General features: G+C 74.1%; 18 protein-coding genes. 1 reads left to right on the top strand and 17 read right to left on the bottom strand.

The window, feature by feature from the left end:
- Positions 1-21: 21 nt before the first annotated feature.
- The 17 genes from nadC to dacB all read right to left on the bottom strand — a co-directional run bounded on the left by nadC (position 22) and on the right by dacB (position 22,164).
- Positions 22-951, bottom strand: coding sequence for a carboxylating nicotinate-nucleotide diphosphorylase (gene nadC / locus ACH45N_RS22080; protein WP_397397880.1), 930 nt, complete (start codon positions 949-951; stop codon positions 22-24).
- A complete protein-coding gene (locus tag ACH45N_RS22075) occupies positions 948-4,607 on the bottom strand; it encodes a hydantoinase B/oxoprolinase family protein (protein ID WP_397397877.1) in 3,660 nt (1,219 codons plus the stop codon). The genes nadC and ACH45N_RS22075 overlap by 4 nt, the downstream gene beginning before the upstream one ends.
- A gap of 16 nt (positions 4,608-4,623) precedes the next feature.
- Positions 4,624-6,297: an L-aspartate oxidase gene (locus ACH45N_RS22070; protein ID WP_397397875.1), complete on the bottom strand. Its 1,674-nt coding sequence runs from the start codon at positions 6,295-6,297 to the stop codon at positions 4,624-4,626.
- On the bottom strand, positions 6,294-6,800 hold the full coding sequence (panD, locus tag ACH45N_RS22065) for an aspartate 1-decarboxylase (RefSeq protein ID WP_397397873.1): 507 nt from the start codon (positions 6,798-6,800) through the stop codon (positions 6,294-6,296). Before panD ends, ACH45N_RS22070 begins: the two co-directional genes overlap by 4 nt.
- Before the next feature lie 4 nt (positions 6,801-6,804).
- Positions 6,805-7,749, bottom strand: a complete 945-nt coding sequence (panC, locus tag ACH45N_RS22060; protein ID WP_397397871.1) for a pantoate--beta-alanine ligase — start codon at positions 7,747-7,749, stop codon at positions 6,805-6,807.
- Positions 7,746-8,720, bottom strand: coding sequence for a Rossmann-like and DUF2520 domain-containing protein (locus ACH45N_RS22055; protein WP_397397869.1), 975 nt, complete (start codon positions 8,718-8,720; stop codon positions 7,746-7,748). Before ACH45N_RS22055 ends, panC begins: the two co-directional genes overlap by 4 nt.
- A 3-nt stretch (positions 8,721-8,723) precedes the next feature.
- Positions 8,724-10,292 (bottom strand): PH domain-containing protein, encoded by a 1,569-nt coding sequence (locus tag ACH45N_RS22050; RefSeq protein WP_397397867.1) that lies wholly within the window; start codon positions 10,290-10,292, stop codon positions 8,724-8,726.
- 2 nt (positions 10,293-10,294) lie between these two features.
- On the bottom strand, positions 10,295-10,786 hold the full coding sequence (locus ACH45N_RS22045) for a PH domain-containing protein (RefSeq protein WP_377228305.1): 492 nt from the start codon (positions 10,784-10,786) through the stop codon (positions 10,295-10,297).
- 35 nt (positions 10,787-10,821) lie between these two features.
- On the bottom strand, positions 10,822-11,307 hold the full coding sequence (locus tag ACH45N_RS22040; protein ID WP_397397865.1) for a DUF3180 domain-containing protein: 486 nt from the start codon (positions 11,305-11,307) through the stop codon (positions 10,822-10,824).
- A gap of 1 nt (position 11,308) precedes the next feature.
- Positions 11,309-13,942 carry a 2-amino-4-hydroxy-6-hydroxymethyldihydropteridine diphosphokinase gene (folK, locus tag ACH45N_RS22035; RefSeq protein ID WP_397397863.1) on the bottom strand — a complete coding sequence of 878 codons (2,634 nt, stop codon included), beginning with the start codon at positions 13,940-13,942 and terminating at the stop codon, positions 11,309-11,311.
- A complete protein-coding gene (gene folP, locus ACH45N_RS22030) occupies positions 13,939-14,898 on the bottom strand; it encodes a dihydropteroate synthase (RefSeq protein WP_397398623.1) in 960 nt (319 codons plus the stop codon). The genes folK and folP overlap by 4 nt, the downstream gene beginning before the upstream one ends.
- Before the next feature lie 86 nt (positions 14,899-14,984).
- On the bottom strand, positions 14,985-15,608 hold the full coding sequence (folE, locus tag ACH45N_RS22025) for a GTP cyclohydrolase I FolE (protein ID WP_397397861.1): 624 nt from the start codon (positions 15,606-15,608) through the stop codon (positions 14,985-14,987).
- A 13-nt stretch (positions 15,609-15,621) separates the two neighbouring features.
- Positions 15,622-17,661, bottom strand: coding sequence for an ATP-dependent zinc metalloprotease FtsH (gene ftsH, locus ACH45N_RS22020; RefSeq protein WP_397397859.1), 2,040 nt, complete (start codon positions 17,659-17,661; stop codon positions 15,622-15,624).
- 159 nt (positions 17,662-17,820) lie between these two features.
- Complete coding sequence (gene hpt / locus ACH45N_RS22015; RefSeq protein ID WP_397397857.1) at positions 17,821-18,375, bottom strand: hypoxanthine phosphoribosyltransferase; 555 nt, start codon at positions 18,373-18,375, stop codon at positions 17,821-17,823.
- Between the two features lie 4 nt (positions 18,376-18,379).
- Positions 18,380-19,591 carry a tRNA lysidine(34) synthetase TilS gene (gene tilS / locus ACH45N_RS22010; RefSeq protein WP_397397855.1) on the bottom strand — a complete coding sequence of 404 codons (1,212 nt, stop codon included), beginning with the start codon at positions 19,589-19,591 and terminating at the stop codon, positions 18,380-18,382.
- Between the two features lie 2 nt (positions 19,592-19,593).
- Positions 19,594-20,679 (bottom strand): zinc-dependent metalloprotease, encoded by a 1,086-nt coding sequence (locus ACH45N_RS22005; protein ID WP_397397853.1) that lies wholly within the window; start codon positions 20,677-20,679, stop codon positions 19,594-19,596.
- A 33-nt stretch (positions 20,680-20,712) separates the two neighbouring features.
- Complete coding sequence (gene dacB, locus ACH45N_RS22000; protein WP_397397851.1) at positions 20,713-22,164, bottom strand: D-alanyl-D-alanine carboxypeptidase/D-alanyl-D-alanine-endopeptidase; 1,452 nt, start codon at positions 22,162-22,164, stop codon at positions 20,713-20,715.
- A gap of 257 nt (positions 22,165-22,421) precedes the next feature.
- Between dacB and ACH45N_RS21995 the strand changes: the two genes are divergently transcribed.
- Positions 22,422-22,922 (top strand): inorganic diphosphatase, encoded by a 501-nt coding sequence (locus tag ACH45N_RS21995; RefSeq protein WP_119141774.1) that lies wholly within the window; start codon positions 22,422-22,424, stop codon positions 22,920-22,922.
- The last annotated feature ends 40 nt before the right edge of the window (positions 22,923-22,962 follow it).

Raw genomic sequence — 22,962 nt, 5'->3', positions numbered from 1 at the left:
CGGAATCCCGGAGAAAAAGGATCAGGCGCGCAGGTCCAGGGCCAGGTCCAGGATGGGCGCGCTGTGCGTCAGCGCGCCCACGGACAGGAAGTCCACACCCGTGGCCGCGACGTCCCGCGCCTTGTCGAGCGTCAGGTTGCCCGTCGCCTCGAGCTCGACGTGCGCCGGGACGCCGTCCTTCCCCTCCCGCGCGCGCACGGCAGCGACCGTCTCCGCGAGGCGGGCCGGCTCCATGTTGTCGAGCAGCAGGAAGTCCGCGCCCGAGGCCAGGGCCTCCAGCGCCTGGGCCGTCGTGTCGGCCTCGACCTGGATCTGGACGTCGGGGAACATCTCGCGCACCGCACGGATCGCCGCGGCGACCGAGCCGGCCGCCACCACGTGGTTGTCCTTGACCATGGCCACGTCGTACAGGCCCATGCGCTTGTTGGTGCCGCCGCCCGCGCGCACGGCGTACTTCTGCAGGGCCCGCAGGCCCGGCGTCGTCTTGCGGGTGTCGAGCACCTGGGCGCCCGTGCCCTCCAGCTCGCGGGCGAACGCGCGCGTGGCGGTCGCGACGCCGGACGCGCGGCTGGCCAGGTTGAGCAGGGTGCGCTCGGCCACGAGCAGCACCTGCGTGCGGCCCTCCAGGCTCGCCAGCACCTGCCCCGCGGTCACGGCATCGCCGTCCTGCGCGTGGAAGACCACACCCGGGGTCGGGAGTCCCAGGCGTTCCGCGACCTGGCCCAGCACCTCCGGCACCACGACGAGACCGGCGACCACGCCCTCCTCGCGCGCCACGAGGTCGGCCACCCCGGCGGCCGACGGCGGGATGGTCGCCTGCGACGTCACGTCACGGCCCGGGGTGGGGCCCAGGTCCTCGTCGAGGGCGACCTCGACCGTGCGGGCGACCCAGGCGGGGTCGAGGCCGGGGGTGACCGTGGAGGCGGTGGCGAAGACGGGGAGGGTGCTCACGGGGTCACCGTATCCGGCGGGCGGCGGGCGCCGTAGCCACCCCCGCCCGGGGTCTCGATGACCAGCACGTCCCCGGCACCGAGCTCCACGCGGTCGCAGCCGGCGAGGCGTTCGACGCTGCCGTCGGCGCGCCGCACGCCGTTGCTGCCGAGCGCCCCGGGTGCGCCTCCGGCCATCCCGTACGGTGCCACGCGCCGGTGCCCGGTCAGCAGGCTGGCGCTCATCGGCTCGCGGAACTCCAGCGCTCGTGTGACGCCGTCACCACCTCGCCAGCGGCCCGCACCGCCCGACCCCGTGCGTACCGAGAAGTCCCGCACCAGCACCGGGAACCGCATCTCCAGCACCTCGGGATCGGTGAGCCGCGAGTTGGTCATGTGCGTCTGTACCGCTGACGCGCCGTCGAACCCGTCGCCGGCCCCGGAACCGGACGCGATGGTCTCGTAGTACTGCCGCGTCGTGTCCCCGAAGGTCAGGTTGTTCATCGTCCCCGAGCCCTCCGCCTGGACGCCGAGCGCGCCGTACAGCGCGCCCGTGATCGCCTGGCTGGTCTCGACGTTGCCGGCCACCACCGCTGCCGGGTACCGCGGCGACAGCATGGTGCCCGGCGGGATCACGATCGACAGCGGCCGCAGGCAGCCGTCGTTGAGCGGGATGTCGTCCGCGACCAGGGTCCGGAACACGTAGAGCACGGCGGCGGTCGCCACGGACGACGGCGCGTTGAAGTTCGTGGCGAGCTGGGCGGACGTGCCGGTGAAGTCGATGGTGGCGCGGCGGGCGGCCCGGTCGACACTCACCCGCACCGCGATGGTCGCGCCGCTGTCGGTGGTGTACTCCAGCTCGCCGTCGGACAGCGTGTCGATCACGCGGCGCACCGCCTCGGCCGCGTTGTCCTGGACGTGGCGCATGTAGGCCTGGACGACGTCGAGCCCGTAGCGGGCCACCATGGCGTGGATCTCCTCGACGCCCTTGGCGTTCGCCGCCACCTGGGCACGCAGGTCGGCGAGGTTCGTGTCGATCCCCCGCGAGGGCCAGCGCGCCGAGGCCAGCAGGTCACGGGTCTCGGCCTCGCGGAACCGCCCGCCCTGGACGAGCAGCCAGTTGTCGAGGAGCACGCCCTCCTGATCGATGTCCGTGCTGTTGGCAGGCATCGATCCCGGCGCGATCCCGCCGATCTCGGCGTGGTGGCCGCGGGAGGCCACGTAGTACAGGATCTCGTCGTCACCGGCTCGGGGCTCGGCCCCGGGTTCGCCGAAGACCGGGGTGATCACGGTGATGTCCGGCAGGTGGGTCCCGCCGTGGAACGGGTCGTTGACCGCGAACGTGTCGCCCGGCCGCATCGTGCCGCGACGCCGGGCGATCACCTCCTTCACGGAGGTGCCCATGGAGCCGAGGTGCACCGGGATGTGCGGCGCGTTCGCCACCAGGTTGCCGTCGGGGTCGAACAGCGCGCACGAGAAGTCGAGGCGTTCCTTGATGTTCACCGACTGAGCCGTCGCCTCCAGGCGCGAACCCATCTGCTCGGCGATCGACATGAAGAGGCTGTTGAAGATCTCCAGCAGCACCGGGTCGGCGACGGCGGACACCTCGTCGCGTGCGCGCGGCTCGGACCTGCGGACGACGAGGTGTCCCGTGGTGCTCGCCTCGGCGCGCCAGCCCGGCTCGACGACCGTGGTCGCGTTCTCCTCGACCAGGACCGCGGGCCCGGTCACGACCTGACCGGGCGCGAGGCTCTCCCGCCGGTACAGGGGGCAGTCGTGCCAGGCCCCACCGGCGAACACCCGCACGGTCTCGACAGGAGGTTCGAGGTCCGTGACGCCCGATCCGGGACCTGGCCGGGCGTCCGGCCCGGCGTCCGGCGCGGCGAGTCCCGACGCCGAGAGGTCCGGCTGGGCCGTGAGCGCCACGGACTCCACGGAGATCGCCTCGACGACGAGCGCGCGGTCGAGCAGGAACGAGTACATGGTCCGATGTGCCGCCTCGAACTGGTCCACCATCCCGTCGAGGCCGCCGAGACGCACCACCACGGTGGTGTCGGTGCCGTCGTAGCGCAGGTGGACGCGCCGGTTGACGACGACCTCCGCGGCGGCCGGCACGCCCTGCTCGGCCAGGTCGGCACGGGCGGCGCGCTCGAGCGCGTCGGCGACCTCGTCGAGCCGGTTCAGGGCGCCGGGCTCCAGCGGGGCCTCGACCGCCTGCTCGCGCATGACCGTGGTGTCGGCGAGGCCGATGCCGAGGGCGGAGAGCACGCCGGCCATCGGCGGCACCAGCACCGTCTCGATCCCCAGGGCGTCGGCCACCGCGCAGGCGTGCTGTCCGCCCGCTCCCCCGAAGGAGGTCAGGGCGTACCGGGTGACGTCGTGCCCCTTGCGCACGGTGATCTTCTTGACCGCGCCGGCCATGTTCGCCACGGCCACCGCGAGGAACCCCTCGGCCACCTCCTCCGGCGTCCTGCCGTCACCGATGACGTCCGTGAGCTCGGCGAACTTCTGGCGCACGACGGCGGCGTCGAGCGGCTGGTCGCCCTGCGGGCCGAACACCGACGGGAAGTGCGTCGGCTGGATCCGGCCGAGCAGCACGTTCGCGTCCGTCACGGTCAGCGGGCCGCCGCCGCGGTAGCAGGCCGGCCCCGGGACGGCGCCCGCGGAGTCGGGGCCCACGCGGTACCGGCTCCCGTCGAAGTGCAGGATCGACCCGCCGCCCGCCGCGACGGTGTGGATGTCGAGCATCGGGGCCCGCACCCGCACCCCGGCGACGTCGGTGTCGAAGACGCGCTCGAGCTCGCCCGCGTAGTGCGACACGTCGGTCGAGGTGCCGCCCATGTCGAACCCGATCACGTGGTCGAAGCCCGCGAGCGCCGACATCCGCACCATGCCGACGATCCCGCCCGCCGGTCCGGACAGGATCGCGTCCTTGCCGCGGAACCGGTGCGCCTCTGTCAGGCCGCCGTTCGACTGCATGAACTGCAGCGGGACACCCGTCAGGTCGCCGGCCACCCGGTCGACGTACCGGCGCAGCACCGGCGAGAGGTAGGCGTCGACCACGGTCGTGTCGCCGCGGGGCACCAGCTTGACCAGCGGGCTCACCTCGGCCGACCGGCTCACCTGGGTGAAGCCCGCACGCGTGGCGACGTCGGCGACGGCCCGCTCGTGGTCGGGGTAGAGGTACGAGTGGACGCAGACCACGGCTGCCGCGCGGTACCCGTCGCGGTAGGCCTGGTCCAGCTCGGCGCGCAGGGCGTCGAGGTCGGGCGCCCGCAGGACGTTGCCCTGCGCGTCGATCCGCTCGTCGACCTCGACGACGCGCGTGTACAGGGGCTCCGGCAGCACGATGTGCCGGTCGAAGATGCGCGGCCGGTTCTGGTACGCGATCCGCAGGGCGTCGCCGAAGCCCCGGGTGACGACCAGCACCGTGGGCTCGCCGGCCCGCTCCAGCAGGGCGTTCGTTGCCACGGTGGTGCCCATGCGGACGGCGTCGACGGGCTCCGTACCGGGCTGCCCGGCCGCGGCGAGGACCCGCTGGATGCCGGCCACGGCGGCGTCCGCGTACCGGTCGGGGTCCTCGGAGAGCAGCTTGTGCGTCGACAGCGCGCCGTCCGGGTGGCGCGCGACCACGTCGGTGAAGGTGCCACCCCGGTCGATCCAGAATTCCCAGCCCATGGGCCCTGATGCTAGGTCAGGTGACCGTCAGCACCCCGTCGTCGTCCAGCCGCACCCGCACCCGGCGTCGCCAGGCGTCGTCGGGCCGCGGGAAGTCCGTGCGGTAGTGGCCGCCGCGGGTCTCCTCGCGCAGCCACGCCGCCCGGGTCAGGGCGCGGGCGACCATGTGCACGTTGGTGGTCTCCCACTCGGCGGCCTGGGGCTCGGCCACGACGTCGGCGGCGCGGTGCGCGTCGGCGCGCACGGCGCCGAGCCGCTCGTCGACCTCGGCCAGGGACCGGGCCGACCGGATCACGCCCGCCCCGGCCGACGTGACCTTCTGGATCCGCGACCGCGCCGCGGCCGGGACGAGCGCCGACCCGCCCGGCCGGGAAGCCGGCTCCTCGGGCTTCAGGTCTCCGGTGTCGATGCGCTCGACGATGTCCCGCGCCGCCCGCGAGGCGAACACGATGCCCTCCAGCAGCGAGTTCGACGCAAGCCGGTTGGCCCCGTGCACGCCGGTGCACGCGACCTCGCCGACCGCGTACAGACCGTCCACCGACGAGCGCCCGTCGAGGTCGGTCACCACGCCGCCCGAGTGGTAGTGCTGGGCGGGTGCCACGGGCACCGGCTCCTCGGACCAGTCGATGCCGGCCTGCAGCAGCCGCGCGTTGATCGTGGGGAACCGTGTGCGCAGGAACTCCCGGCCGAGGTGGCGGGCGTCGAGCAGCACGTTGTCGGCGCCGGTGGCGGCCATCTGCCGCACGATCGCGTGCGCGACGACGTCCCGCGGCGCCAGCTCGGCCATCTCGTGCACGCCGGGCATGAAGCGGTGCCCGTTGACGTCGAGCAGCAGCGCGCCCTCGCCGCGCACGGCCTCGGAGATGAGCGGGAGCTGCCCCTTGGCGCCCGAGCCGAGCCACAGGACGGTCGGGTGGAACTGCACGAACTCCAGGTCGCCCAGCACGGCGCCCGCCCGCAGGGCGGCGGCGATCCCGTCGCCCGTCGCCCCCGCCGGGTTGGTGGAGGACCGGAAGACCTGCCCGATCCCGCCGGTCGCCAGCACGACGGCGGGGGCCAGCACGGCGCCGACGCCGTCGCGCGAGCCCGTGCCCCGCACGTGCAGGGTCACGCCGCAGGCGCGCCCGCCCGCCGTGGTCAGCACGTCCAGCACCAGCGCGTTCTCGACCACCTCGATGCCCGGGTCGTGCCGCACGGCCTCGATCTGCGCGACCAGCGCGCGGGAGATCTCCGCGCCCGTGGCGTCGCCGCCGGCGTGCGCGATGCGGTCGGCGTGGTGGCCGCCCTCGCGGCCCAGCGCGATGTCGCCGTCGGCCGACCTGTCGAAGACAGCACCGCGCGCCACGAGCTCGCGGACCCGCTCGGGGCCCTCGGTGACCAGCACCTGCACGGCGGCCGGGTCGGACACGCCGCCACCGGCGGCGAGCGTGTCCGCCAGGTGCGCCTCGGGCGAGTCGGACGGGTCGAGCGCGGCGGCGATGCCGCCCTGCGCCCACACCGTCGAGCCGGAGGACAGCTCGCCCTTGGTCACGAGCACCACGCGCGGCACACGCGTGCGGAGCTCCAGCGCCGCCGTCAGGCCCGCGATCCCCGAGCCGACGACGATCGCGTCGGCCTCGACGGTCCAGCCGGGCGCGGGGGCTGCGAGGGACCGGGCCAGCCGCGGTCCCGGGCCGGGCGTGGTGCTCACGCCCGGCCCGACGCCGTGCGCACCAGGCCCGCGTGCTGGAACGGCTCGATCGGCAGACCGCTCTCCTCCAGCCCGTAGCCGTCGGGCACGTGCCCGGGCTCGTCGTTGATCTCGACGATGCGGTTGTCCCCGTCGACGAACACGACGTGCGGCAGGAACGTGCGCGCGTCGTGGTCCGAGAGCATGCCGTAGCCGATCAGGATGACGATGTCGCCCGGGGAGACCAGGTGGGCGGCCGCGCCGTTGATGCAGATCTGGCCGGAGCCGGGCTCGCCGGGGATCACGTAGGTGGTCAGCCGGGCGCCGTTGGTCACGTCGACCACGTCGACCTGCTGGCCGGGCACGAGGTCGGCCGCGTCGAGCAGGTCGGCGTCCACGGTGATGGACCCGACGTAGTGCAGGTCCGCCTGCGTCACGGTGGCGCGGTGGATCTTGGAGATCATCATCGGCCGCTGCAGCGAGGCGGGGCGGCCGACGGGCGGACGGTGCTCGGTGGTGCTCATGGTGTTACCTCTGGACCTCGGGCGAGACCTCGACGGCCTGGTTGTCGATCAGTCGGGTGGAACCCACCCGTGCGGCCACGAGCAGCAGCGCGGGGCCGGAGTAGTCGTCGGTGACCGCGTCCACGGTCACCGGATCGACGAGCGCCAGGTAGTCGACCACGACGCCGTCGGCGCCGTCCAGCACTTCGCGCGCGTCGTTGATCACACCCGCGGCCCCGCGGTCCGCGGCCGCCGCCCCCGCCCGCAGCGCGCGCGACAGCGCCAGGGCCCGCTCGCGCTCCTCCGGCGAGAGGTACGCGTTGCGCGAGGACAGGGCCAGGCCGTCGTCCTCGCGCACCGTCGGCACGCCCACCACCTCGACCGGCACCTCCAGGTCGCGCACCATGCGGCGCACGGCCAGGAGCTGCTGGGCGTCCTTCTCGCCGAACAGGGCGACGTCGGGCCGCACCAGGTGCATCAGCTTGAGCACCACGGTGAGCACGCCGTCCAGGTGCCCCGGACGGGACGCGCCCTCCAGCACCTCGCCGATCCGGCCGGCGGACACCCGCACCACGGGGTCGCCGTCCGGGTAGACGACGTCGGGCGTGGGCGCGAAGACGACGTCGGCCCCGACGCCGGCGAGCCGGGCCACGTCGCCGTCCAGGTCGCGCGGGTACTTCTCCAGGTCCTCGCCCGGCCCGAACTGGAGCGGGTTGACGAAGATGGTCACGACCACCTGGCCGTTCGGCCCGGCCTCCGTGCGCGCCCGGCGCACGAGCTCCAGGTGCCCCTCGTGCAGCGCGCCCATGGTCATGACGACGGCGCGCTGCCCCGGCCCGGCGTCGGCCCCGACGCCCTCCACGGGTCCGGTGAGGGCCCAGCGCATCTGCGCGTCCTGCAGCTCGGGTCGGGTGCGGACCACGAGCGGGGTGCGCTGCGCGGGTTCCGCAGAGGACGGGGTCGTGGTCATGATGTCTTCCTTCCGGCGTGCGACTCGCCGCTGGCGCCGTCGAGCGCGTCCAGCAGGGCCTGTGCGGCGGTGTCGCCGATGCGGTGGCTCGCCAGCGCGCGGCGCGTGGCGCCGCGGGCGAGCTCGGTGTAGCTGTCGGGGATGTCGGTGGAGCCGCTGGCGGCGGCCAGCGCGCTCAGCTCGGTCAGATGGCTGCGCACGGTGCCGACGTCGCCCCGGGAGACCGGTCCGGTGAGCGCGGAGATGGCGCCCGGCCCGACGCCGTCGCGCGCGTCGGCGGACCGCGTGGCCTGCTCCAGGGCGGCGGACAGCAGCGGGGCGAGCACCCGGCCGGGCAGCTCGACGCCGGCCGCCTCCAGCGCCTGCGCGGCCTGCGCCACGAGCACCACGAGGTGGTTCGCGCCGTGCGCGAGGGCCGCGTGGTACAGCCCCCGCGCGTGCTCGTCCACGACCACGGGCTCGCCGCCGATCTCGACCACGAGCGCCTGCCCGATGGGCAGCACGGGCGCGGGCGCGGTCACCGCGAACGTACAGCCCTCCAGGCGCGCCAGGTCCAGGCTGGTCCCGGTGAACGTCATCGCGGGGTGGATCGCGAGCGGGATCGCGCCGCCCAGCCGGGCGGGCTCCAGGACGGCGGTCCCGTAACGGCCGGACGTGTGGATCGCGAGCTGCCCCGGCTGCCAGGCCCCGGTGTCGGCGAGGCCGGAGACCAGGGGGCCCAGGGCGTCGTCCGGCACCGCGAGCAGCACCAGCTCGGCCCGCTCCAGGACGTCGGGCACCTCGAGGTTCGGGACCCCGGGCAGGAGCGTCTCGATGCGCTCCCGGGAGTCCTCCGAGATGCCGCTCGCGCCGACCACCGCGTGTCCCGCGGCCCGCAACGCGTTGCCGAGCACCGCGCCCACGCGTCCCGCGCCCACCACACCGACGCCCAGCCGACCGGGCCGGCGGCCCGCCTCGTCGGGGTCACTCAACGGTCACTCCCCCTGTCTTTCCATCCATCGTTCGGGGCCCGCCGCCGCGCGCGCCGTGCGCGCACGCCGGGCCTGCTCGGTCATGAGCAGGGCCGCGTCGGCGGCCTCGAGGTGCGGCACCTCGGGGTGCACCGGGCCCTCCGTGGAGTGCACCTGGAACGACGCCACGCCCAGCCGGCGCTGCCACGGCCCCTGGCTCACGGCCAGGGACTGCGTCCGCTCGTGCGGCACCACGTCCAGCACCTTCACCACGCGGCCCCGGCGCAGCAGCAGCGCGCGGCCCGTCACGGTGAAGCCGTTGCGGCGCCACGCCACCGGGTCCAGTATGCGGGTCCGCCGGGGCGCCGTGACGTAGACGCTCTCCGTGCGGGAGTCGCCGTCCAGGCCCGCGTCCAGGACGCGGCGCGGCTCGTCGACGCCGAGGTCGGGCAGCACGAGGGAGAGCACGGTCAGCGCCTCCTCGCGGGTGCCGACCGGGAGCAGCACGCTGTTCTTCTCCTCGCTCTCGCCGCCGTAGCCGGCCACGTTCACCTGGACGCGCCACCAGTCGCGGTCCCGCCACAGCAGGCTCTGCACCAGGCGGACGGCCTGCACGCGGCCGGGCGGGATGGTCTGGGAGCGGGTCTCGAGCATGCCGTGCCGGAGGCGGACGCCGTCGGGCGAGATGGCCACCCGGAAGTCGAACTCGCCGGTCAGCCGGTTGAACAGGTACCCGCCCGCGCCCAGCACGGCGGGCAGCGAGGCGGAGATGACGGCGAACTCGCCCGTGACGACCATGACCACGACCACGCCGAGCGCCCACAGGAGCAGCGTGATCATCGCCCCCGAACGCACCACCGAGGCGATGAGCCGGCCGAGGGGCACGGTCAGCACGGGCACCTGGGGCGCCTCAAGGCTCCCGGCGGGCACGGGCCGCGGCGCGTCCTGGACCGGGCCGCCGGCGTCCTGGGGCGCCGTCCCCTCCGGGACGGGCGCGCTCACCGCGTCGGACGGCGCCGGGCCGGCGTCGGCCACGGGCCGCGTGCCGCTCACCTTGAGACCCGCGGCGCGGGCAAGGAGCTCGGCGCGCAGCTCGTCGGCGTCGGCGCCCTTGAGGAACCCGATGGCGACGCCGGAGTCCGTGCCGCCCGCCGTCTCGAGCGTGAGCTCGCACAGCCCGAAGAACCGGGCCACGAGCGGCTGCCGGATGTCCACCGACTGTAGCCGGTCCAGCCGCGCGTGCCGCTGCTGCCGGAACAGGATGCCGCGCCGTAGGTGCACGGTCTCCGCGCCGACGGCGTACGTCGTCATGCGCCAGGCCAGCGCCGAGTAGCCCCAGCCCACGAGGGCGACGGCTGCCAGGGCGGCGAGCAGCGTCCACCAGTACTCGCTGGACACCAGTGCGACGAGGCCGCCGCGCGGCCCGCCCTCAAGGCTCTGCTGCCCCAGGATCACGACGGCGGCGCCGACCACCGCCCAGCCCCGCACCAGCGGGGTGATCGGGTGCACGCGGCGCCACTCCAGCGTCTCCGGCGAGTCCGGTCCGAGGCCCTCGAAGGGGGAACGCCCCGGGTCGACGTCGTGCTCCGGCATGGTCACAGCCCCGCCAGACGGGCCTCGCCACGGGACGCCAGGCGGTCGCGCAGGCGGGCCGCCTCGTCCGGGGGCAGGCCCGGGATCTGGGCGTCCGTGCCGACGGACGCCGTGTGGAGCTGCACCTTGGCCAGGCCCAGCCTGCGGTCGAGCGGACCCGCCTCGACGTCCACGTACTGCATGCGGCCGTACGGCACCACGACCATCGAGCGGAACATGACGCCCTTGCGGATGAGCAGGTCGTCGTCGCGCTCGGCGTACCCGATCGCGCGAACCTGGCGCGGGACCAGGAGGAAGGACCACAGCAGGAAGACGGCCGGGACCCCGGCGAGGATCCAGAACCACGGGCTCACGGTGACGGCGAGCACCACGCCCACGACCAGCGGGATCCCGAGGCTGATGGTGCCCGGGACCAGGCGGGCCGTCACGAGCCGCGGGGACACGCGGTTCCAGGTCACGTCGTGCGGTTCGAAAGGGCTGGTCATGTTGGCCATTGTTCCGCAGACCCGTGCCGGTGGGTAGCGAGGCGTCAGGCGGGCGCCGGGGACTCGCCCTCCTCGGAGCCCCTCCGGTCCTTGTCGGACGGCGGCAGCTCGCAGAACTTCTCCACGACCAGGCCGACCACGGCGAGCGCGACCGAGCACAGCACGGCGACCCCGGCCGCCACCGCGCGGTCCCGGCGGGGCTCGATCGCGAGGTCGCCCAGGACCACCAGCACCTGCGCCAGGTACCAGCCGCCCAGGAGGGACCCGGTCAGGGCGGCGGCCTTGGCCAGGACGAGCGTCCGGGCGGCCCGGATGCCGTCGAGGTTGGGCCGCTTGCCCTTCTGGTAGGCACGCACACCCCAGCCCAGCCAGAAGATCGCCCCGGCCAGCGCCAGGATCGCGACGTCGACCAGCCACGGCACCACCGGCAGGTACACGGCGCGCGACTCGAGGGCACGCAGCACGAGCCAACCGACGACCGCCACCGCGACCAGGACTGCGATCAGGGATCTGACCGGGGTTCTGCGCATGTCAGGCGTCGCGCCCCCGCTCGTCCCGGACCGGCACCCACGAGGGCACCGAGTCGATCGGGCCGTCCGACGCCGGGAGCGACTGCTCGGTCGCGTAGCCCGGCACCCGGATCACCGTGTGGTCGTTGTCGTAGGCGTCCCGGAGCCCGTTCGAGTGGCCTGCGGAATGGCCGTTCGCGTGACCGTTCTGGGCCGGGTCGGGCGTCCCGTTCTGCGGCGTGCCGACCGGGGCGAACACCGGCGCGGCGGGCTCCTGCGGCGCGCCGCCCATCGGCGGGAACACCCCGCTCTGCTGCCGGGACGGGTTGACCGGGGCGAACACCGGCTTGGCCGGCGCCGAGGACGCCGGGGGCAGCGGCTCGCGCTCCGGCTCCTCGTGGGCCGTGTCCCGGACCGCGCGGGGTGCGATCGGCACCGGCGGGGCCGGGACGAGCGCCTCCTCGGGCGGCGGCACGACGGACCCGTTGCCCGGCACGCCGATCGGCGTGGCCGGGGCCGCGGGGGCCGCCTGCGCCTGGTGCGGGATGGGTACGGAGCCGCCGGGGCCCGGCACCTGTCCGCTGGGGTAGCCCTGCGGGTGGGCGGGGTCCAGGTCCACCGGGCCGCTGCGGTGCGCCTGGGGCTGGCCGCCGCCCGGCACCTCGACCACGGGGCCGCCGGGCGAGGCCTGTGGGCGCCCGCTCGGCGGGAGCGACGGCGGCAGGGCGGGCGGCATCTCGGCGACGTGCGCGTCCTGCCCGCCGTCGTCGGGCACCGCGGGGTGGCCGGAGCCGGTCACCCCGCCTCCCTGCTCGGGCTCGGGATCGGTCAGCCAGTCGAGCGCGAGCCAGCGGATGCCGGTCCGGTCGGGGGCCGTCGCCGCGAGCTGGGCCACGGGTCCGCCGCCCAGGCCGGGCAGCACGGCGTCCGGCGCGATCTGCGACCACGGCTCCAGCACGAAGGCGCGCTCGTGCGCGCGGGGGTGCGGGACCTCGATGTCCTCGGCGGAGTCGGTCAGCGTGCCGTAGGTGATCAGGTCGACGTCGAGCGTGCGGGCGCCCCAGCGCTCCTCGCGGGTACGGCCGTGCAGGTTCTCGACCTCCTGGCAGGCCTGCAGCAGCCCGCGCGCCGGGAGGGTGGTGCGGGCCAGCAGCACCGCGTTGAGGTAGTCGGGCTGGTCCTCCGGACCGCCGACGGCGGCCGTGCGGGCCAACGGCGACACGTCGGTGATCTGCACGCCGGGCACGCGGTCCAGCTCGGCGACGGCCGACCGCATGGTGGCCTGCGGGTCGCCGAGGTTCGCGCCGATCGCGATGACGACGTCCACGTAGCCCGCGGGCACCTCGTCGAACCGGTCACGCGGCTCGGCCTGGTAGGGCTGCTCCTGGGCGTACTGCTCCTGCGCGAACGCCGGCTCGGGCTGCCCGACGGCGGAGTCGGGGACGGCGGCCGAGACCCGCGTCGCCTCCATGTCGCCCTGGTCGTACTGCGGCTCGAACATCTGGTCGTACTGGTTCGGCTGGGCGTCGCGCCGGGGCTGCTCGAACGGCTGCGGCTCGAAACCCTGCTGGGCCTGGTCGTACGGCGGCTGCTCGAACTGCTGCAGCTGCTGGTCGAAGCTGTTGTGCTGGTCGATCCCGGGCCGCTGGTCGAGCCCCTGGACGGACTCGTACTGCTGGACCGGCTCGAACGCGGGCTCGGGCTGGAACGCCTCCGGCTGGAACTGCTCCTCCGGCTGGAACTGCCCGGGCTGCCGGAACACCGGCTCCTTGGCGGGGGCGTCCCGCTGCTCGGCCTGCGCCGGGGCCTCGGCCTGCAGCTCCCACGGCGCGGGGATCACCTGCAGCGGCTCGGGTGCGATGAGCTCGGGCTGCGGGAGCGGCTCCGGCTCCTCCGCGACGGGCGCGGCGGGGGCCGGCGCCGGTACCCGGTCCACCAGCGGCTCCGCCTCGAACGGCTCGGCCGCGAACTGCGCCGGCTCGGCCGGCTGGTACGGCTCCGTGGCCTGGTACTGCTCGGGGGCCTGGTACTGCTCGGGCGCCTGATAGGTCTCGGGCGCCTGGTACGACTCAGCCGGCTGGTAGGGCTCGTACGGCTCGGGCCGGAACTGCTCGGGCTCCTCGGCGACGGGCCGGGCCACGGGCTCGAAGTCCTGCAGCTCGGGCGTCTCGGCCGGGGCCGGCTCGGCCGCGGGCTCGGGCGCCGGGCCGGCCGCGAGCAGCGCCGCCGGCACCGCCACGACGGGCATGCGCGTGCGGTCGCGGCGGATCGCCACCTCGACGTCGGCGAACGGCACCGGGATCGGCGCGTGCGGCTTGTGCACCCGCACGTCCACCGCCTCGATCTGCGGGCGGGCCAGCACCGCTGCGGCGATGCGCTCCGCGACCGTCTCGATCAGGTCGGCGGGGTCGCCCTTCAGGATGTCGTGGACGTCCGCCGCGACGTCCGCGTAGCTCACGGTCTGGGCCAGGTCGTCACCGGCGGCCGCCGGGCGCGTGTCCATGTACAGCACGACGTCGGCCCGGAACTCCTGGCCCGTCTGCCGTTCCGACGGCAGCACACCGTGGTACCCCCGCGCGCTCACGCCGCTCAGCTGGATCTGGTCCAGCGCGCGGCCGTCCGGGCCTGTGACGCCCGTTCCGAACGCTGTGGTCACCGTGGTCCTCCCCCATCGTCGTTGCGTGCACCGGAATCCTGCCAGGTTGGCATGTCTTGTCCCCCGGCCGTCCACGATTCTGTGGTCAAGGCCACGGTGGAAGTCAATGCCTCCGGTGCGGAAGGGGAAGAGGTACCCGGAGACCCTACCCGGGCCGCGCCGTCCGCGGCGGTCCACGCGGCGGCGACCTTGACGGCGTCCGCACTCGCCCGGACGGTGTGCACGCGCACGCACCAGGCGCCCGCCGCGGCCGACAGCGCCGAGATCGCGGCCGTCGCGTCGTCGCGTGCCCGGGGCGGCGCCGGACGTCCGGCCGGGTCGGCGAGCAGGTGGCCGAGGAACCGCTTGCGGGAAGCGCCCACGAGCACCGGACGGCCGAGCTCGTGCAGTGCGTCGAGGTGGGCCAGCAGCGGCCAGTTGAGCACGCCGGCCTTGGCGAAGCCGAGCCCCGGGTCGAGGATGAGCTGCTCGGGCCGGACGCCGTCGTCGTGCAGCGCGGCCATGCGAGCCGCGAGCTCGTCACGGACGTCGGCCACGACGTCGTCGTACACCTCGAGGTCGTCCATGACGTCGGCGTGCCCGCGCCAGTGCATCGCCACGTACGCCGCGCCGGTCTCGGCGACGGCGCGCCCCATCTCCGGGTCGGCGAGGCCGCCCGAGACGTCGTTCACGATGCGGGCGCCGGCGGCCACCGCCCGCTCGGCGACGGCCGCACGCGTGGTGTCCACGCTCACGACGGCGCCTCGCGCGGCGAGCCGCTCGATCACGGGCAGCACCCGCGCCAGCTCCTGGTCCTGCGGCACCCGCACGGACCCCGGCCGGGTGGACTCGCCGCCCACGTCGAGGATGTCCGCGCCCTCGCCGAGCAGCTCCAGCCCGTGCGCGACCGCGGCAGAGGGCTCGAACCACTCGCCGCCGTCCGAGAACGAGTCCGGGGTGACGTTGACCACACCCATCACCAGGGTGCGGCCCGTGCCGGACAGCTCCGGCAGGCCCTGCACCCGGGCGTCCCGGGCGGGGTACCGGACGGCGGCGGACACCGTCACTTCCCGAGGATGAGGCTCATCGCCTCGGCTCGCGTCGCACCGTCCCGCATGACGCCGCGCACCGCGGAGGTGATCGTGCGCGAGCCGGGCTTGCGCACGCCGCGCATCGACATGCACAGGTGCTCGCACTGGACCACCACGAGCACGCCGCGCGGTTCGAGGATCTCCACCAGGGAGTCCGCGATCTGCGTGGTCATCCGCTCCTGCACCTGCGGGCGGCGCGCGTAGACCTCGACCAGGCGGGCCAGCTTGCTCAGCCCGGTGATGCGCCCGTCGACGTTCGGGATGTACCCCACGTGCGCGACGCCGTGGAACGGCACCAGGTGGTGCTCGCAGGTGGAGTACACCTCGATGTCCTTGACCAGCACCATCTCCTCGTGCCCGAGGTCGAAGGTGGTGGTCAGCACCTCCTCGGGCTCCTGGCGCAGGCCCGCGAAGATCTCCCGGTACGCCCGGGCGACGCGGGCCGGCGTCTCGCGCAGGCCCTCCCGCTCGGGGTCCTCGCCGACGGCGAGGAGGAGCTCGCGGACCGCCGCCTCGGCCCGTGCGGCGTCGTACGGCGGGATGTCCGCCGCGCGCCGCACGGGCGTGGACAGGGGTGTGATGGACCCGTCGGTCATCGGGGTGCTCCGGTCAGTTCGTCGGGTCCGTCGGCACGTTGTCCGACGGCGTCGCCGTGTCCACCACTGCCTCGTCCTGCGGCACCACCGCGGCGTGCCCGTTCTGGGCCGCCAGCTCCTTGGGCGTCAGCACGGGGCCGCGCGTGTGCACGGTGCGCTGCTCGCTGGAGAGCCAGACGTCGCGCGCGGCGCGCTTCTCGACGGGCGCGAAGACGTCCGCGAGCTCCTTCTGGTTCAGCGTCTCCTTCTCGAGCAGACGCAGCACCAGCTCGTCGAGCACGTCGCGGTACTGGGTCAGCACCTCCCACGCCTCGTCGTGCGCGGCCTCGACGAGCTTGCGCACCTCGTTGTCGATGGTGCCCGCGACCGCCTCGGAGTAGTCGCGCTCGTGCCCGTAGTCGCGGCCCAGGAACGGCTCGCCCGAGCTCGTGCCGAGCTTGATGGCGCCGACCCGCTCGCTCATGCCGTACTCGGTGACCATCTTGCGGGCGATGGCCGAGGCCTTCTCGATGTCGTTCGAGGCGCCCGTGGTGGGGTCGTGGAACACGATCTCCTCGGCCACGCGCCCGCCCATCGCGTAGGCGAGCTGGTCGAGCAGCTCGTTGCGCGTGGTCGAGTACTTGTCCTCCAGCGGCATCACCATCGTGTAGCCCAGGGCGCGACCGCGCGGCAGGATCGTCACCTTGGTGACGGGGTCCGTGTAGCGCATCGCCGCGGCCACCAGGGCGTGCCCGCCCTCGTGGTAGGCGGTGATCTTCTGCTCCTTGGACTGCATCACGCGGGTGCGCTTCTGCGGGCCGGCCACGACGCGGTCGATCGCCTCGTCGAGCGCACGGTCGTCGATGAGCTGGGCGCCGCTGCGCGCGGTGAGCAGGGCGGCCTCGTTCAGCACGTTCGCCAGGTCGGCGCCCGTGAAGCCGGGGGTCCGGCGGGCGACGGCCGCGAGGTCCACCTCCGGGACCATCGGCTTGCCCTGCGCGTGCACGTTGAGGATCGCCTCGCGGCCCTTGAGGTCCGGGGCCTCCACGGCGACCTGGCGGTCGAAGCGGCCCGGACGCAGCAGGGCCGGGTCCAGGATGTCGGGACGGTTGGTCGCGGCGATGAGGATGACGTTCGTCTTGACGTCGAAACCGTCCATCTCGACGAGCATCTGGTTCAGCGTCTGCTCGCGCTCGTCGTGCCCGCCGCCCATGCCGGCGCCGCGGTGGCGGCCGACGGCGTCGATCTCGTCGACGAAGATGATCGCCGGCGAGTTCTGCTTGGCCTGCTCGAACAGGTCACGCACACGGCTGGCGCCGACACCGACGAACATCTCGACGAAGTCCGAGCCGGAGATCGAGTAGAACGGCACGCCGGCCTCGCCCGCGACGGCGCGCGCGATGAGCGTCTTACCGGTACCGGGCGGGCCGTACAGCAGCACGCCCTTGGGGATCTTGGCGCCCACGGCCTGGAACTTGGTGGGCTCGGCGAGGAACTCCTTGATCTCCTGGAGCTCCTCGACGGCCTCGTCCGCGCCCGCGACGTCGGCGAAGGTCACCTGCGGGGTGTCCTTGCTGACGAGCTTGGCCTTGGACTTGCCGAAGCCCATGACCCGGTTGCCGCCGCCCTGCGCCCGCGACAGCAGGAACCAGAACACGACACCGATCAGCAGGAACGGGATCAGCACCGACAGCATGGAGGACCAGAAGCTGGGCTGCGGCACCTCCGAGTCGAACCCGTCGGCCGGGTCGGACTTCACGATGGCGTCCTCGACGCGGTCGCCCTGCGGCAGCGTGTAGAAGAACTCGACCGTCTTGCCGTGGTCGACCTCCTCGGCGGCGTCGCCGTCACCCTCGGTCGACTTGTACGCCTTGGTCAGCTCGAGCTCGACCCGCTGCTCGCCGTCGACCATGAGGGCATGCTTCACGGTGCTGCCCTCGAGCAGCTCGATCCCCTGTGAGGTCTCGATTCGCGAGACGTTGGGCTGGTTCAGTGCTGAGATGGCCAGCGTCACCACGACCAAGGCGACCAGGATCCAGATGACGGGCCCACTCAGAAGCTTCTTGATGTTCATCGGCGACGGGGACTAGGCCCCGTTTCCCTCCGCTCGCGCAAGATGTATCCGTCGAAACTACATGGTCTCCCTGAGAGGAGGCCCGAGTGTTCGCCCAGAGCATGTGACTCCTGGACCACACTCGCCCGGACGCGACGAACCGTCCGGGACGGGCACCGTTCAGCCGCCGTAGACGTGCGGTGCCAGGGTGGCAACGAACGGCAGGTTGCGATAGTTCTCGGCGTAGTCGAGGCCGTAGCCCACCACGAACTCGTTCGGGATGTCGTAGCCGAGGTACTTCACGTCGACGTCGGCCTGCGCGGCGTCCGGCTTGCGGAGCATCGAGGCGATCTCGACCGACTCGGGGCCGCGCGAGCGCAGGTTCGAGACCAGCCACGACAGCGTGAGGCCCGAGTCGATGACGTCCTCGACGATGAGCACGTTGCGGCCCGTCAGGTCGGACCGGAGGTCCATCAGGATGCGCACCACCCCGGAGGACTTGGTGCCCGAGCCGTAGGACGACACGGCCATCCAGTCCATCTGCGCCTTGTGGTGCAGGCGGCGGGACAGGTCGGCCATCACCATGACCGCGCCCTTCAGTACGCCGACCAGGAGCAGGTCCTTGCCCGCGTAGTCCGCGTCGATCTGGGCGGCCATCTCGTCGAGCTTCTTGCTGAGCTGCTCCTCGGTGAGCAGCACCTCTGCGAGGTCGGATCCGACGTCGGCCTTGTCCACGGGGTCACTCCTGAGTCGTTGTGGGGGGTCTGACGCCGGTCCAGCCGTCCGAGGTCCCGGTCGGCGCGGCGCGCAGGAAAAGCCTGCCACACGCGCGACGCGCCCGTGCGCCGCCCGGGAGCCCCGCCGGGCCCTGGCCGCTCCAGGACACGACGAACGCGTCGAGCGCGTCGACGTGCCGCGTGGTGGTGTCCGTGGGCCGGCAGCCGGCCGCGAGCGCCGCGAGCCGCAGCGCGCGGCGCCGCAGGGCCGGATGGGCCGCCGCGAGGACGCCGACGTCGAGGGCGCGCTCGCCGGGTTCGGGCGCGGCGCCGTCCTGCTCCGCGGCGTCGCCCTGTCCGGCCGGGCCGTCCGGTGCCGCCGGGTCCTGCGCCGCCGTCCCCGCCCGCGCCAGGAGGTCGGCCGCGAGGGAGTCCAGCAGGTCGGCGTCGTCCCGGGCCTGGTCCGCCGTGCGCGCGAGCGCCTCGGCGACGCCCGGCCCGAGCGTCGCCTCGAGCACCGGCAGCACGCGCCCGCGCACCTGCGAGCGCAGCGGCGTGAACCCGCCCGGCCGGTCCGGCCCGCCGCCCGGACCGGCCGGCCCGCCGTCCGGCCCCGTGGTGGGCAGCAGGTTGGTCGGGTCGGTCCAGAAGTCGAGGCCCGACGCCGCGCACACGGCCTCGGTCTGCGCGCGGCGCAGCCCGAGGAAGGGCCGGGCGAAGATGCCCCGCTCGCGCGGCATCCCGGCGAGCGAGCGGGCGCCCGCGCCGCGCGCGAGGCCGAGCAGCACCTGTTCCGCCTGGTCGTCAAGGGTGTGCCCGAGCAGCACCCGGCGGGCGCCGGTCTCGGCGGCCGTCTCCTCGAACCCGCCGTAGCGCATCGCGCGGGCGGCGGCCTCGGGTCCGGCGGAGTCCGGGCCGTCCGGCCGATCGGGGCGCCGCACCAGCACCGGGTCCAGGCCCAGGGCGCGGCACTGCGCGGCGGCCCGGGCGGCGACATCGGCCGACCCTGCCTGCAGCCCGTGGTCCACGATCACCGCGCCCGCCCGGACGGCGTGCCCGCGCGAGCGCACCGACCGTCCGACGCGGCGGGCCTCGAACGCCACGGCGGCGGCCAGCGCGAGGCTGTCGGCCCCGCCGGAGCAGGCGACGAGCACGAGGTCGTCCGGGCCCAGGCCGGACAACGCCGCCCGGACCGCTGTACGGGCCGCGGCGACGGCGGGGTCGACCCTGGCCACGGTCAGCCGTGCACCCGGCGCACCCACGCGCGGGCGTCGGCGATCTCCCGGGCGGTCGGCAGGTTCTCGGGCCCGGCCCAGACGGCGTTGAGCCCCTCGCGCCCCACGGTCCGCTCCACGGACCGCACGAACGCGGCCCCGTCGCGGTACTGGGCGAGCTTGGCCTCCATGCCGAGGAGCTTCTGCACGACGACGTCGAACGTGCTGCGCCCCTCGCCGTCGCGCCGCCGCTCGAACTTGGCCCGGATGCGCCGCACGGAGGGCACGACCCGCGGCCCGACGGCGTCCATCATCACGTCGGCGTGCCCCTCCAGGAGGGCCATGACGGCGGTGATGTCGGCGAGCTCGGCCTTCTGGTCGTGCGTCAGCACGCCGTCCATGATGGTGCCGCCCTCGCCGCGCAGGGCGTCCAGCACGCTCCGCCCGATCACGGCGATCTTCCGGTCGAACCGGGCCTTGGCCAGCTCGGCCGAGGTGCGGGCCATGCCCGTGACCAGGCCCCGGGTGCGGCCGCTCAGGTGCCCCGAGAGCCAGGGCGCCGCGGCGAACTGGAGGGCGTGCGTCTGCTCGTGCAGGCAGACCCAGAGGCGGAAGTCCCGCACCGGGACCTCCAGCGCGCGCTCGGCCTGGAGCACGTTGGGGGCGACGAGGAGCAGGCGGCCGGAGCCGGAGTAGGGGTCGAACTGGCCCAGCACCCGCCCGCTGAGCAGGGCGAGCACCGCCCCGATCTCGGCGGCGCCGGCCATCTGGGCGCCGGCCGAGGTGGCCCCCTTGGAGACCTCGGCGACGACGGCACCGATCCCGTCCGTCATGACGGCCATCGACCGGGTGTTCGCGCGGGCCCAGGTCGCCCGGTCCACGACCGCGACCGGGCTCAGCGCGGCGCCCACGGCGGCCGGGGCGGCCGGCGTCATGCCCGTGGTCTCCAGCACGTGCCCGACGGCGTCGCCCGCTGCCGTCCGCAGACCGCTCACCAGCGAGTCGAGCTCGTCCCGGTCCGCGCGGGGGCCGGGCGCGGCGAGGCGGGCCGCGATCTGGGCGGCCGCCGACCAGTCGACGATCTGAGGGGTTGCGGAGGCCTGGGTCACCGGACCACGGTAACGGCCCGGGGAGGTCGCGCGTCAGCCCTGGACGGAGTACGCCGCGAGGTCCCCGACGAAGTCGTCGTAGATGGACGTGGCGCCCGCCGTCTGCTTGGCGGGGATCGAGTCGGCGAGCAGGGCGAAGACGAGCAGCCGGTCGTCGGCGGTGATCACGGTCCCGGCCAGTGCGCGCACCTTGGGCAGGCTCCCGGTCTTGGCGCGCGCGAGCCCCTGGGCGGGGTTGTCGCCCGTGAACCGGCCGTGGCTCGCCGCGAGCGTGCCCGTCAGTCCCGCGATGGGCATGCCGGCGGCCTCGCTGCGCAGCTCGGGGTTCGCCGGGTCGACCATGACCCCGAGCAGGTCGGCGAGCTGCTGCCCGCTCAGGTAGGAGCCGTCGCCGAGCCCGGAGCAGTCCCGCAGCCGCGCGCCGGTCATGTCGACGCCGAGGTCCTTCGCGGCGGCGATCACGGCCTGCGTCGCGCCGTCGTTGGAGCCCGGCAGGCCGGCGTCCACCGCGACGAGCCGTCCGAGCACCTCGGTGATCGTGTTGTCCGAGTACTGCATGGCGAACCCGATGACCTCCGCGAGCGGGGCCGAGCTGACCTCGCCGAGCACCCGCGCGTCGTCGGGGGCGTTCTCGTCCACCACGGCCCCGGCGGTCTTGAGCCCCTGGTCCTCCAGGGCCGCGGAGAACGCCTCGGCGGCGTACTTGCCCGGGTCGGACGCGCGAGGGCCGTTGTCGGTGTAGCCGTCGGACAGCAGGCCCACGTTGATCCCGACGGACGAGACAGGCGCGATGTAGCCGGCCGCGATGTCGGGGCTGGCGACGGTCGGCGCGATCTCGTCGCCGGTGAAGAGCGTGTCGTCGAGCGCGACCCGCACCTCGGTGTCGCCTGTGACCTTGATCTTGGCGGCGACCTGCTGGGCGAGATCGGCCAGCCCGGCTCGGCCGTTAACCGCGTTTGGGTCGCCCTTGCCCTCGGCCAGCATCATGTCACCGCCGCCGACCAGCACCACCGTGTTGTCGTCGACGAGCACGGCCTTGGTGTCGAGCGTGCTGTTCGCCCTGGACGACCGCAGCGCGGCGACACCGGTGAACAGCTTCTGCGTGGACGCGGGGGTCATGAGCTTGTCCGGGCTCGACGAGCCGAGCACCTGACCGGTCGCGCCGTCCGCCACCACGACGCCCACGCGCGAGCCGAGCCGCTTGTCCTTGGCCAGGTCGCTGACCAGGCGCTGCATCTCCACGCTGTCCGGCACCGGGGCGTCGTCCGGGAGGTCCTCCAGGAGCGCGACGGGTGCGGGCCCGTCGACCGCCCCGGGGGCGGACGGGAAGGGACTCGGCTCGGGCCAGGGCGCGGCGGTCGTGAGCATGCCGGGGACCATGTCGTACGCGTCCGCCACCAGGTACCCACCGAACAGTGCGACGACCGCGGCGACGGCAGCGCCGGAGCGCAACCCCCACTCCATGGGCATCCTCTCGATCGTCACGTGAAAGCCATCGCCAACTCTAGTCGCGGCAAACCACGCGGCGTGTACGACAGCGGCGATTCACGGGAAATTTCACCCACGCCTGCCGCCGCCTCCCGCGCGCGTCGCGCACGCTGCGAATTATGCCGAACACGGACAGTGGTTCTGACCACACGTCACGGTCGGGATACACGGCGCATGGCACACTGGACAGGCGCAAGACCGCCGCCGCGGTAAGACACTTCGGCGACCATCATCGAGAACTGGAGCACATCGGCGTGGAGTTCGACGTCACGATCGAGATCCCCAAGGGTCAGCGGAACAAGTACGAGGTGGATCACGAGACCGGACGCATCCGCCTCGACCGCATGCTCTTCACCTCGACGCGCTACCCGGACGACTACGGCTTCATCGAGGGCACCCTCGGCGAGGACGGCGACCCCCTGGACGCGCTCGTGCTGCTGGAGGAGCCCACGTTCCCCGGCTGCCTGATCAAGTGCCGCGCCCTCGGCATGTTCCGCATGCGCGACGAGGCCGGCGGCGACGACAAGGTGCTGTGCGTGCCGACCGGTGACCAGCGCGCGGCGTGGCGCCAGGACATCGACGACGTCTCGGACTTCCACCGCCTGGAGATCCAGCACTTCTTCGAGGTCTACAAGGACCTGGAGCCCGGCAAGTCCGTCGAGGGCGCCCACTGGGTGGGCCGCGCCGACGCCGAGGCGGAGATCGTCCGCTCGATCCAGCGCGCCAAGGACACGGGCTACTACGACAAGCACTGAACGGCCCGCACCCCGTACGTGTCAGACGCACAGGTCCCTC

Source organism: Promicromonospora sp. NPDC019610 (genome assembly GCF_044389365.1).
In the GTDB taxonomy this organism is placed as follows: domain Bacteria; phylum Actinomycetota; class Actinomycetes; order Actinomycetales; family Cellulomonadaceae; genus Promicromonospora.
Note: the sequence above shows the minus strand (reverse complement) of the source record. Positions and strands in the feature narration are given on the sequence as shown.